General features: G+C 53.9%; 11 protein-coding genes. All 11 read right to left on the bottom strand.

Translation table 11 applies throughout. The features are described 5' to 3' along the window. Positions 1–12 precede the first annotated feature (12 nt). A complete protein-coding gene (uxaC, locus tag AT746_RS02885; RefSeq protein WP_062476157.1) occupies positions 13–1440 on the bottom strand; it encodes a glucuronate isomerase in 1428 nt (475 codons plus the stop codon). 17 nt (positions 1441–1457) lie between these two features. Beyond that, positions 1458–2945, bottom strand: coding sequence for a UxaA family hydrolase (locus AT746_RS02880; RefSeq protein WP_062476154.1), 1488 nt, complete (start codon positions 2943–2945; stop codon positions 1458–1460). Beyond that, positions 2942–4408 carry a glycosyl hydrolase family 28 protein gene (locus tag AT746_RS02875; RefSeq protein ID WP_420480310.1) on the bottom strand — a complete coding sequence of 489 codons (1467 nt, stop codon included), beginning with the start codon at positions 4406–4408 and terminating at the stop codon, positions 2942–2944. The genes AT746_RS02880 and AT746_RS02875 overlap by 4 nt, the downstream gene beginning before the upstream one ends. A 199-nt stretch (positions 4409–4607) precedes the next feature. Next, positions 4608–5795: a glycoside hydrolase family 88/105 protein gene (locus AT746_RS02870; protein WP_197414314.1), complete on the bottom strand. Its 1188-nt coding sequence runs from the start codon at positions 5793–5795 to the stop codon at positions 4608–4610. Between the two features lie 43 nt (positions 5796–5838). After that, positions 5839–6870, bottom strand: a complete 1032-nt coding sequence (locus AT746_RS02865) for a LacI family DNA-binding transcriptional regulator (protein WP_062476147.1) — start codon at positions 6868–6870, stop codon at positions 5839–5841. A gap of 62 nt (positions 6871–6932) precedes the next feature. After that, positions 6933–7715 (bottom strand): IclR family transcriptional regulator, encoded by a 783-nt coding sequence (locus AT746_RS02860; protein WP_062476143.1) that lies wholly within the window; start codon positions 7713–7715, stop codon positions 6933–6935. Positions 7716–7724: 9 nt separating this feature from the next. Next, positions 7725–9020 (bottom strand): TRAP transporter large permease, encoded by a 1296-nt coding sequence (locus tag AT746_RS02855; protein ID WP_062476140.1) that lies wholly within the window; start codon positions 9018–9020, stop codon positions 7725–7727. Beyond that, a complete protein-coding gene (locus AT746_RS02850; RefSeq protein ID WP_062476138.1) occupies positions 9011–9508 on the bottom strand; it encodes a TRAP transporter small permease in 498 nt (165 codons plus the stop codon). The genes AT746_RS02855 and AT746_RS02850 overlap by 10 nt, the downstream gene beginning before the upstream one ends. 8 nt (positions 9509–9516) lie before the next feature. Further along, complete coding sequence (locus AT746_RS02845; RefSeq protein WP_062476136.1) at positions 9517–10488, bottom strand: TRAP transporter substrate-binding protein; 972 nt, start codon at positions 10486–10488, stop codon at positions 9517–9519. 16 nt (positions 10489–10504) lie between these two features. Beyond that, complete coding sequence (kduI, locus tag AT746_RS02840) at positions 10505–11344, bottom strand: 5-dehydro-4-deoxy-D-glucuronate isomerase (protein WP_062476133.1); 840 nt, start codon at positions 11342–11344, stop codon at positions 10505–10507. A gap of 58 nt (positions 11345–11402) precedes the next feature. Next, entirely contained in the window at positions 11403–12164 is a 762-nt protein-coding gene (kduD, locus tag AT746_RS02835; protein WP_062476131.1) for a 2-dehydro-3-deoxy-D-gluconate 5-dehydrogenase KduD, read from the bottom strand. Between the last annotated feature and the right edge of the window lie 203 nt (positions 12165–12367).

Here is a 12367-nt window from a genome sequence, read left to right as displayed (position 1 = left end):
GCGCTGGGTAACTCATGCATCCCCCAGCTTATATGCCTGCTTCGCCAGTCTGTAGGTTAAATCATAGGCCAGTTCATGGCCTTCCTGCTCGGTGATCCGGTGCTCGGCAATCCACTGTGCCAGAAAGCGACAATCGATACGCCGGGCCACATCATGGCGCGCCGGTATGGACAGAAAGGCCCGGGTGTCGTCATTAAAACCGACGGTATTATAAAAACCTGCTGTTTCTGTGACCTGGTGCCGGAATCTCAGCATGCCTTCCGGGCTGTCATGGAACCACCAGGCCGGTCCCAGCTTAAGACAGGGATAGTGGCCGGCCAGGGGCGCCAGTTCGCGGGCATAGGTGGTTTCATCCAGAGTAAACAGAATAATATTCAGCTTCGCCTCATTACCGTATTTATCCAGCAATGGCTTTAGTGCCTGCACATATTCGGTCTGAGAGGGCATATCTGCGCCTTTATCCCGACCAAAATGGTTAAACACCAGAGGGTTATGGTTACGGTAGGCCCCGGGGTGGATCTGCATCACCATGCCATCCTCCAGACTCATGCCGGCAAGCTCTGTCAGCATCTGAGCCCGGAACAGCTCCTGCTCACCGGCATTGGCCTTGCCGGATAAACAACGGGCAAACAGACTCTCACATTCGCCCTGCGACAGATCCGACGTTGCCGCAGTGGGGTGACCATGATCGGTAGCAGTAGCACCGTGGCGGCGAAATACCTCGCGACGAATACGCAGCGCCTGCAGATAGCCCTGCCAGCTCTGGGTATCCTCACCGGTCATCTCCCCCAGTGCACGAATATTGTCGGCAAAATCTTCTCTGGACGCATCCACCACGTCATCGGGCCTGAAGGTGGTGATCACTCGTTTGGCCCAGGGTGTGCCACTGATATGCTGATGATGGGCAAGGGGATCCAGCGCGCCTTCAGTGGTGGCGATCAGCTCGATATTAAATCTGTCCATCAGCGCCCGGGGCTTAAAGGCATCGGTAGCCAGCTGGCGGGTAATGGTTTCATAATAATGCCCGGCGCTGTTCTCATCCAGCACCTGTGTCAGGCCAAACACCTCACTGAAGACAGTATCCAGCCACATCCGCGATGGAGTGCCGCGAAACAGACGATAATGGCGGGCAAACAACTGCCAGATCTTCAGTGGATCCTGTTCCACCGGCGCATCGTCCTGGCGACCGATCCCCAATGACTCCAGCGGCACACCCTGGCTATACAACATCCTGAATACATAGTGGTCTGGACGGATAAACAGCTCAGTGGCATTGCCAAAATTCTCATCATAGGCAAACCAGCGTGGGTCTGTATGGCCATGAGGACTGACAATGGGCAGGTCTTTAACCTCGTTATACAGACTGCGGGCAATATCCCGCACCCTGGCGTCAGTAGGGAACAGACGATCGGGATGCAATTGCAGGGTCTTATCAGACATGATGACTCCAGTTTTCGTTAAAGGGTGACGCCCCGTTTCCAGATGGCGATCTCCCGGCATTCATTTTCTTCGTTACGGGTCGGCTTTCCTGAAGCAATTTCCAGCAGTTGACTGAACAATTGGTGCTCCGCATCGTCCCTGGATACGCCATCTAATATCTGACCGGCATTGAAGTCGATCCAGTGTGGTTTGCGTGCGGCCAGATCTGAGTTAGAGGCAATTTTTACTGTGGGCACCGGAAAGCCTAAAGGTGTGCCACGGCCAGTAGTAAACAGCACCATATGCGCACCACTGGCGGCCAGTGCCGTTGAGGAGACGGCGTCGTTGCCCGGCGCCTGTAACAGCACCAGCCCTTTTTGTGACACCGGCTGAGCATAATCCAGTACCTGGTTGACCCTGGCCTGGCCGCCCTTCTGGATAGCACCGAGAGACTTTTCTTCCAGGGTGGTCAGACCGCCGGCCTTATTGCCCGGTGAGGGGTTTTCATACACAGGCTGGTCATGGTCGATAAAGTATTGTTTGAAGCTCTGTACCAGCGAAACAATCTGTTCATATACCTGCTGGTCTCTGGCCCGGTTCATCAGGATCTGCTCGGCACCGAACATCTCCGGCGTTTCCGTCAACAACGCGGTGCCGCCGTTGGCGGTGATCCGATCAGACATCCGCCCCACCAGCGGATTGGCAGTGATACCACTGAAGGCATCTGAACCGCCACATTTCATGCCCAGCACCAGTTCTGACGCCGGGCACGGGGTGCGCTTGTCCTTTGCCAGCAGGGGCAGCATCTGTTCGATGGCCTGCACCCCCTCCTCAACTTCGTCCATGACCTGTTGTGAATTGAAAAAACGCACCCGCTCTTTATCCAGCTCGCCAGCCTGTTCGAGTAAGGCTCCAAGCTGATTGTTCTCACAACCCAGGCCCACAATCAGCACTGCGCCAGCATTCGGATGCCCCGCCAGGGCCGCCAGAATAGCGCGGGTGTCTTTCAGGTCATCGCCTAACTGCGAGCAACCATAGGGATGGGTAAAGGCCACAAAAGCATCGGCCTGGCCGGCAAACCTTTGATTGCAGATCTCCGCCACTCTCTGTGCCGTGCGGTTAACACAGCCTACGGTGTTGATAATCCAGACTTCGTTGCGGATGCCGACCTTGCCGTTTTTACGCCGGTAGCCCATAAAAGTGGGCGGGTCCTGTATCTCGTCCGGCTCACTGTTCTGAGGCTGATACTGGTAGGATTGCTGATGCGACAGGCAGGTTTTCAGGTTGTGGCTGTGTATATGTTCTCCGGCGCGGATATCTGTGGTCGCGGCACCGATCTCAAAACCATATTTACGCACCGGCTCACCGCCGCCGATGTTCCTGAGGGCCACTTTGTGTCCTGCGGGGATATCTTCAGCCAGAGTCAGTGAAAATTCTGAGAAAGTCTGTCCGGCCTGCAGATCGCGGCTGGCCACCAGCACATTGTCATTCGGATGAATATGCAAAAGCGCCTGTTGTGTACTCATGAGCCCTGTGCCTCCTGATTACTGAGCACATCACTGACACTGAGCAGGTCTCCGTCCACGCTGACCTGATCCAATGTGAGATTCTCCACATGCTCAATCACGTGCGGTTTATCAACGTTTTCAAAATTACAGTCCGACAGCCGTAACTGACGTATAGGTGCCCGTTCAAAACCGCGGATCATAAAGGCGTGGCGGGCCTGTCTGACCTTCAGACCAGCAATTTCGATATTACGTACCACAGGGTCAAAGTCACCGGCATCGCCTTCTTCATAATGAAAGTTGATTACGATGGCATCGGTAACCTGGCCGACCTCGACATTGCGGATTCGGATATTTTCGATCAGTCCGCCGCGCAGTGAGTTGGTTTTGATACGAATGGCCCTGTCCAGATTCGGGCTGCTCATCTCACAGTTCTCCAGAAAGATATTTCGCGCGCCACCGGAAATTTCACTGCCAATTACGATACCGCCATGGCCGTCACGCATCTTGCAACCTGATACCACCACATTCTGGCAGGGCACATCAATGCGCCTGCCGTCGTTGTTACGGCCGGATTTAAGGGCAATGCAATCATCGCCGGTATCAAAGTAACAGTCTTCAATCAGTACCCTGTTGCAGGATTCGGGATCGCAACCGTCTGAGTTCGGCCCGTGACTGCGACAGGTTACGCCTGTTACCACCACATCTTCACAGAGTACCGGGTTAATCAGCCAGAAGGGTGAATTGGTAATGGTGACCCCTTCAATCAGCACCCGCTGGCAGGAATAAGGCTGCAACAAAGGCGGCCGCAGATAGGCCCCCTCGGCATAATGACGCTGCTGTGGCGGGATACCGCGTTCGGCATCGGCAAACAATTTTGTGCGCGCCGGCCCCTGGGTTTTCTCTACCGGGTCAATACGCCAATGGGCATGGCTGGTTTCGCCTTTCCAGGGCCACCAGGTATTGTCATCAGCCATGCCATCCAGCACACCTTTACCTGTGATGGCGATATTCTGTTGCTCATGGGCGTAGATCAGCGGCGAATAGCTCATCAGTTCCACCCCTTCCCAACGAGTAAATACCGCTGGCAGATAACGCTCAGGCTCGGGAATAAAACCAATAGTGGCATCCTGCGACAGGTGCAGGTTCACATTGGAGCGCAGATGGATAGGCCCGGTCAGATACTTCCCCGGCGGCACAACCACACGACCACCACCGGCTTCATGACAGGTATTGATGGCGGCTGCAAAGGCGGATGTATTATCGGATTTGTTATCACCCAGGCCACCGAAGTCTGTGAGCAGAAAATCCTTGTCCGGGAATTCTGTTGGACGGATCGATTGACGGATACTGTCTGCCTGTTGCCAGTCAGAGGCACTGAAAGGCGAAGCATGCTGCACCTGCCTGGCACATCCAGGCAGGGCGGCACTGACTCCCAGGGCTAGCATGGTTTTTAGTAGGGTACGTCTTTGCATGATGTCCAGCTCCTGTTTCCTGTCAGTGGCCTGTCGCTACAGGTCACAATAATTTCAATATTGACGGCTTCCGGGGAGTAATTGTCACTTTATGCCACCGGTGGCATTGTAGCTAAAATAAGCTTCAACCGTCAATTAATTCAGCGTAACTATTACAAAATATTAACATTAGAAATATTGTCATGGATTCACTGCCAGCAGTGACACCTCAGCGACTCAATTCCAATGCAGCCAGAATAAAAGGCCCGGTGGCTTTGGGATCGTTATCACGTTTTTTCTCATTCACATAATACTCAAAGCTGCCATCACGGTAGGGATCCCCTCCCAGACCGGCCACGGCACAGACCTGTGTCAGGGTGATCTCGCCATCATCATGGTTTTTGATCAGTTCCCCGGTCAGGCCCTCAAAACCTTTCTTTGCCACTGCCATAAAGCGCGGATCCAGATAGCCCTGATTCACCCCACGGGCAAAGGCGTAAACAAACATACTGGTACCGGAAGCTTCCAGATAGTTACCCTCTCTGTCGCCCTGATCGGTAACCTGATACCACAAGCCGGAGTCATGCTGATACTGACTGACGGCTTGTGCCAGACTGGCCAGACTATGTTTCAGAAAGGCCCGATCCGGGTGACCTTTGGGGAACTGATCCAATACATCCACCAGCGCCATGGCATACCAGCCCAGCGAACGGGACCAGAAGTTTGCGGAGGTGCCTGACTGCGGATCGGCCCAGCGCTGCTGACGGCTCTCATCCCAGCCGTGATACAGCAAGCCGGTCTGTGGATCTTTGGCGTGGCGTTCAATCAGGCGAAACTGCAGGGCGATATCATCAAAGCTTGCCTTACCTTCACTGAACCAGTTTGCATATTCGGCATAAAAGGGTGCGCCCATATACAGGCCATCCAGCCACATCTGGAACGGGTAGATTTTTTTATGCCAGAATCCGCCTTCGCTGGTTCGGGGCTGTTCAGAGAGCTGCTGACGCAAAATATGCATGGCCCTGACATAACGGGGATCACCGGTCTGTTCATGCAAAAAGAACAGTATTTTACCGGCATTAATCATATCGATATTGTATTTTTCCATCTCGTAGCCGCGGATCTCTCCACGCTCATCAATCAGCGTATCGGCATACTCTTTGATATATGCCAGCAGCTTCTCATCCGGCTGCTGCTGGTATACCCGGCTCATTGCGTACAGCACCAGCCCCTGGGTGTAGTTCCATTTGGGTTTGGTATAGCCCTCTATTGCCCAGGCCTGTGGATTACGTTTGATTTCCGAAGCGGTCATCTTCTGCGCCCAGTCTGTGGGCTGGCTCTGAGCCAGAGACACTGAACTGAACAGCAATAAGATAACGCACAGCAAAGATCCTGTTAGCGGGGCGAGCATTTTCATATTTGACTCCTGTAAATAAAACAATTGCACGGCCCCGGTAATATTAATTATCCGAGTATGGGCCTGCGGATTCGCGAATGATCAAATGGGGCTTGACCAGAAAGTCATCCCGTTGAACCTGATTGCCATGACTTTCTATGGCCTGAATAATTTTCTGTGCCGCCAGGGTTGCCATGGCGGCGACCGGACGCTGAATAGTGGTCAACGAAGGGATGATCCTGGATGCCAGTATGTTGTCATCAAAACCCGCCACCGATAATTGCTCCGGCACACGAATGTTCATGCTCACCGCCACCCGCAGCACCGCCGCTGCCATTTCATCATTATTGGCAAAAATAGCGGTAGGACGCGGGTTCTGAGAGAGCAATCTGTTAGCACATTCAAGGCCACTGTCGTAGCTGTTGCGCCCCTCTGCAATACTGTCCTGCGTCAGATCCAGGCCCTGGGCCCGCAAACTGTCGCGAAACCCCTCAAGACGCTCTGTCGAAGAGCGATAATTCAGCGGCCCGCTGATAAAACCTATGTGCTGATGGCCAAGGGACACAAAATAGCGCGCCATCTCACTGACTGCGGCGCGATCGTCAGACACTACGATATTGGCATGATCATCCAGATCCACCGAGGCCATGCGCACGTACTGACACCCCTCTTCACGCAGCGCCGCAGCCAGTTCTCTGGACTCCGATACCGGCGGCAATACAATCACTCCGTCGATACGTGAGCGGCGGATAAAGCTCAGACTTTCCTGCACCAGATTCTTGCTCTGATACTGGCAGGGATGCACCACCAGTTCGTAACCCCGGCGCGTACAGATATCCAGTACACCCCGCTGCACCTGATCGATATACAAGGCATCGGGGTTGTCATAAATCAGTCCCAACAGGTAAGAGCGACTGGATGCCAGCCCTCTGGCCTGCTTGTCCGGCGAGTAATCCAGCTTTTCGATCACCTGCTGGATCAGTATGCGGGTTCTTTCACCGACACTGGCTGAGCCGTTCAGCACCCTTGACACCGTGCGCTTGGACACACCGGCCTGTCGGGCTACATCATTGATTGTGGGCTTTTTGTCGCTCATTCGCTTACTCTTTACTGTTCTGATAGGGCGACGTTAATGTAAGCCTGCTGTCATGACAATACTCATGCCAGACTCTGTTCCAGTTGACGCGCCATCTGAAAGGCATCTTTATAGATGCCACAGGCCGCTTCTTTAACCATGGCGGCCACCACAGGTATCTGCGATTTAGGAAAGGCGGTAGCCGGCGCGGTAATACCAATGGATGCCACCACCACACCCCGGCTGTCGCGCACCGGAACGGCCAGACAACGCACATCCTCATGATATTCACGATCATCGATGGCGTACCCCAGTGCCACCACCCGCTGCAATTCCCTGCGCAGCGCACCGATATCAGTAATGCTGTTTGCGGTTCGCTGTTCCAGTGCTTTGTCGGCAAACAGCAACTCCAGATCTTCATAGTAAAGAAAGGCCAGGAACACTTTGCCGGTAGAGGAGCAGTGCATCAGCGCCCTGACGCCGGGACGGCAGGCCACCCTTAAGGGATGGGGGCTGTCAAAAACCTCAATAATCAGCGAGCTGCCATGGTTGGGTACTGCCAGGTGTGCCGTATGCCCCGATTTCAGTGCCAGCCGCTGCACATGCGGGATCGCCACCTGATGCAGGCGGTCTGAATTAATCATTTGCAGCCCCAGATTCATCAGGCCCATGCCGCAGATATATTTCTTACCCTTTTTTTCCACCATCTGCTCTGCACACAGGGTACGCAGCAGGCGAAATACAGTGGTTCGCGGCAGATCCAGCGCCACTTCCAGTTGCACCGCCGTCATGCCATTGGGATGCTCAGTCAACAGCCGGAAGGCCTCACAGGCATGCACAACACTTGGGATAAGATAACGTTCCATAGTTCACTCCTACAACCCGAACAGAGCCGGTAAAAATTCACTCAGCCAGGGCACATAAGTCACCAGCATCAGCACCGCAAACATGGCCAGGTACATTGGCAACAGGGGTTTGATGATTTGCTCAAGACGGATCTTGGCCACTGCGCAGGTCACAAACAGCACACTGCCCACCGGCGGCGAACAGAGCCCGATAGAAAGGTTCAGCACCAGCATAATACCGAACTGCAGCTGCGACATGCCCAGTTCCATGGCCACCGGCATAAAGATGGGGGTGAAGATCAGCACTGCCGGAGTCATGTCCAGAAAGGCACCCACCACAATCAGTACCAGATTAATCAGCAGCAGAATTATCAGAGGATTATCGCTCAGGGTCAGCAATGCATCACTCAGGGTCTGGGGAATATTCTCATAGGCCAGTAACCAGGACATGGCCGAGGACGTGCCGATCAGCAACATCACAATGGCCGTGGTCTCGGCAGATTTGAGTAAAATCCCGGGCAGATCCTGAACCCTGACTTCACGGTAAATCCCCACCGATAACAACAAGGAATACAGCACCGCAATGGCGCCGGCCTCAGTGGCAGTGAATACACCGCCTATAATGCCGCCAATGACAAGAAAGATAAGAAATAAACTGGGCAGCGCCGCCAGCACCCTGGGTACAACCAGAGACAAAGGCAGGCGGTCACCAAGGGGATAATTGTGCCGTTTTGCGTATACCACTGACACCAGCATCAGCGACAAGCCCACCAGTATTCCGGGCAGATATCCGGCCATAAACAGTGCCGCAATAGACACTCCGCCGCTGGCAATGGCATAGATGATCAGAATATTACTGGGTGGGATCAGCATGCCGGTAGTGGCAGCGGCAGCGGTTACCGCGGCACTGAACCCCGGGTTGTAACCCTTTTTCTGCATTTCCGGCAACATAAAGCTGCCGATGGCAGAGCAGGCAGCCACCGAGGAACCAGAGATGGCACCGAATAACATACAGGACAACACATTCACCAGCGCCAGTCCGCCGGGCAGCGCGCCGATCAGGGCCATGGCACATTCAATCAGTCGTTTGGCGATGCCTCCACGGCCCATTAACAGCCCGGACAGGATAAAAAACGGAATGGCCAGTAGCGCGAAACTGTCGATGCCTCCGGCGACCCGCTGTGCGATAGTGGTTGCGGCCGGTTGCAAGTCCATGCTCATCAGCAGTGTCACCAACGTTGCCAGCCCTATGCTCACCGAGATAGGTACATTGGCAATCAACAGCAAGAAGAACAGCCCCAGCAGAACCAATGCGGTCATTTCCATGGATCATCCTCCCAGGGGTGATCACTGAGCAACAGCCCGAGGTGATAAATCCCGTAAAATATGATTAACGCGCCGGACAGTGGCAGTACGGCATAGACATAGCCCACTTTGACACCCAGGGACGCAGAGATCTGTTCCAGCTCCAGAGTTAACATCACCAGGTGGCTGCCGCCATAGAGCAGGGCCACGGCACAAAAACAGATAACCAGCAGTTCCACTGCAATTCTGGCAACTTTCTTTTTCGCCGGTGGCAACCCGGAAACCAGCAGATTCAGACCAATATGGGCGCGGGTCCGGTAGGCATAAGCCGCTCCCAGCAAACCGATCCAAATCAGCAGATAACGGGATAACTCTTCCATCCCCGAACTCGGATCCCGCAACAAATAACGAGAGAGGACCTGCCAGCTGACCGCCAGCAAAATACCACTCATGGCCGCTATCAGCGTCCATTGCAGGCATTTGTCCACCCATTTGATCAATTCCTTCATGCTGACTCCTACATCTGCTTGATACGTTGGATTAACCGGCCCACTTCGGTATCAGCCAGCGAGGCATGAAAAGGCGCCACAGCTTCCCGAAATGCCTGCTTGTCAGGATAAATCACTTCCACACCGGCGGCTTTCACCGCCTCAAGGGCTTCATCGGATGCCTGCTGCCAGAGCGACTTCTGATACTCCACTGAATCGGCCATGGCCTGCTCCACCCAGCCTTGCTGCTCGGGCGTGAGTCCGTCCCACACTGCTTTACTGGCCAGGATCACGTCCGGCACAGAGGTGTGTTCATCGAGGCTGTAGTAACGGGAAATTTCGTAGTGCCGGGAAAGATAGTAACTCGGCGGGTTATTTTCGGCGCCATCCACCACCCCTTGTTGCAATGCAGTATAGAGTTCACCCCAGGACACCGGTGTGGCTGAACCACCCAGAGCCTGAACCGTCTTTACTGCAGTGGGGCTGTTTAACACCCGAATCTTCAGGCCTTTGAGGTCTTCCGGGCTATGCACCGGCACATCATTGGTATAAAAGCTGCGGCTGCCGGCATCGTAATACGCCAGGCCCTTGAGACGCATTTTTTCAACCCCGGATAGGATCTGCTGACCAATATCGCTGTCAAGAACCTTCCAGAAATGCTCGCGGTCACGAAACACGTAGGGAATACTGAACAATTTCATTTGCGGCACAAAGCCCTCTAGGGGACTGGCCGACACTTTGGTCATCGCCAGACTGCCAATTTGCAGCAGTTCCACCATTTCCCGTTCCGAGCCCAGCTGGCTGCTGGGATAAATCATCACCTGCATCTGACCATCGGAATACTGCTGCAGACGCTCACCAAAATGCTGCATGGCTTTGTGTACCGTGTGCTGAGTATCCAGTGCATGGCCCAGGCGCAGTATCACCCGGTCATCCTGGACTTTGCAGGCACTCAGCAGAGTTAAAATCAGCAGGCTCGGTATCAGTTTGCGCACTATCATTCTGTTCACCCGATTATCAGCGCAGCTGGTCTGGCGGATATTTATCCATGTCGTCATAGTCGAGGTTTTCGCCCGCCATGCCCCAGATAAAGGCATAACTGCCGGTGCCAACTCCGCAATGAATCGACCAGGGCGGTGACAGCACCGCCTGTTCATTGGCAACCCAGATATGCCGGGTCTGTCTGGGTTCTCCCATAAAGTGACAAATGCCCTGTTCAGCCTCCAAGTCAAAATAGAAATACACCTCATTGCGACGGTCATGCTGATGCGCCGGCATGGTATTCCAGACACTGCCTGATTTGAGCCGGGTCAGCCCCATCTGTAGCTGACAGGTTTGTACCACCTTATTGATAATCAGTTGATTAATATCCCGTTCATTGGAGGTCGCCTGACTGCCAAGATGCAAAACATTGGCGTCCTGCTTACCTATTTTGCAGTTCGGATAAGCATGATGTGCCGGCGCGGAGTTGAGGTAGAACCGGGCCGGCTTGTCTTTATCCATTGAGTGAAAGCTCACCTCTTTGTTACCCTGCCCCAGATACAGCGCCTCCTCGCGGGCCAGTTCGAAATGCTCGCCGTCTGCTATCACATAGCCATCACCGCCAACATTGATCACGCCCAGTTCCCGTCTGGCGAGAAAAAAATCCGCCTTAAGGGGATCGATGCTTTCCAGAGACAAAGGCGTTGCCAGCGGAACGGCACTGCCCAGCATAAACCGCTCATAGTGGCTGTACACCCAGTACACTTTTCCCGCCTGCATCAGCTTTTCAGCCAGGAAGGCCTCCCGCAATTGCCCGGTGTCATAGCCTTTCACTTCTTGCTGGCCTATGGCATATCGTACATCGTATTCAGTCATTGTTAATTTCCTGTAATTTGGCAATCCGTTGCATTGAATTCTTTTTTACGGGCGCCTGTTAGCGCGCCAGCCAGCCGCCGTCGACGGCCAGAATATGACCGTTCACATAATCGCTGGCGGGGCTGGCAAGAAACACCGCGGCACCGGCTAAATCCTCAGGCTCACCCCAGCGTCCGGCCGGAATACGTGAGCGGATTTCTTCGTTACGTACTTTGTCCTGCTGCAGAGCGGCAGTATTGTCAGTTTTGAAGTATCCCGGCGCGATGGCATTAACCTGGACATTATGTTGTCCCCATTCATTGGCCAGCGCTTTGGTCAGTCCGGCAATAGCGTGCTTGCTGGCGGTATAGGCGGGCACTGTCATGCCACCACTGAAAGACAACATCGAAGCAATATTAATTATCTTGCCCTGTTGCCGCTGCAGCATGCCACGACCTACTGTCTGGCAAAGGGCAAAGGCCGCATCCAGATTGACCTGTAACACCCGCCTCCACTCCTGCATCGGATAGTCGATGGCCGGGCTGCGGAAAATGGTGCCACCGTTATTGATCAGAATATCGATGCCTCCCCAGGCCCCCTGTGCCTGCTGCGCCAGCTTTTCAACTGCGGCACTGTCAGACAGATCGGCGACGGCCTCTTTGCCCTCACCGCCTGCCGCCCTGATGATGGAAAGCGTCTGTTCACAACCCTTAGCCCGGGAACTGGCACACACTACCTGAGCACCCGCCTTTGACAATGCCACCGCCATAGCCTGCCCCAGCCCGCGGCTGGCACCGGTTACCAGTGCTTTTTTACCTTGCAAAGAAAAACTCGCTTGCATTGGTTGCTCCCTTTTTGCATTCATCTGATTGGGCTTTTGAGATTAACAACGGCCGGGCCGTGTTCAAGAAAACCAGAGAAAAGAATTCAGATATAAAATTTTTTATTCATATTTGGAGATTTTCTCTCAAAGCATTTGAGCTTTTTATTTCATCACCTACTCTGCTCATTACATTTTGTTTACATAAACCCCACAAGGTTTTA

Source organism: Lacimicrobium alkaliphilum, from assembly GCF_001466725.1.
Lineage (GTDB): Bacteria > Pseudomonadota > Gammaproteobacteria > Enterobacterales > Alteromonadaceae > Lacimicrobium > Lacimicrobium alkaliphilum_B.
This window is presented reverse-complemented; position numbering and strand designations above follow the sequence as displayed.

Excerpts from the sequence above, each read along its gene's own strand:
- uxaC (WP_062476157.1), bottom strand. The coding sequence starts at position 1,440 with ATGTCTGATAAGACCCTGCAATTGCATCCCGATCGTCTGTTCCCTACT.
- AT746_RS02880 (WP_062476154.1), bottom strand. The coding sequence starts at position 2,945 with ATGAGTACACAACAGGCGCTTTTGCATATTCATCCGAATGACAATGTG.
- AT746_RS02870 (WP_197414314.1), bottom strand. The coding sequence starts at position 5,795 with ATGAAAATGCTCGCCCCGCTAACAGGATCTTTGCTGTGCGTTATCTTA.
- AT746_RS02865 (WP_062476147.1), bottom strand. The coding sequence starts at position 6,870 with ATGAGCGACAAAAAGCCCACAATCAATGATGTAGCCCGACAGGCCGGT.
- AT746_RS02860 (WP_062476143.1), bottom strand. The coding sequence starts at position 7,715 with ATGGAACGTTATCTTATCCCAAGTGTTGTGCATGCCTGTGAGGCCTTC.
- AT746_RS02855 (WP_062476140.1), bottom strand. The coding sequence starts at position 9,020 with ATGGAAATGACCGCATTGGTTCTGCTGGGGCTGTTCTTCTTGCTGTTG.
- AT746_RS02850 (WP_062476138.1), bottom strand. The coding sequence starts at position 9,508 with ATGAAGGAATTGATCAAATGGGTGGACAAATGCCTGCAATGGACGCTG.
- AT746_RS02845 (WP_062476136.1), bottom strand. The coding sequence starts at position 10,488 with ATGATAGTGCGCAAACTGATACCGAGCCTGCTGATTTTAACTCTGCTG.
- kduI (WP_062476133.1), bottom strand. The coding sequence starts at position 11,344 with ATGACTGAATACGATGTACGATATGCCATAGGCCAGCAAGAAGTGAAA.
- kduD (WP_062476131.1), bottom strand. The coding sequence starts at position 12,164 with ATGCAAGCGAGTTTTTCTTTGCAAGGTAAAAAAGCACTGGTAACCGGT.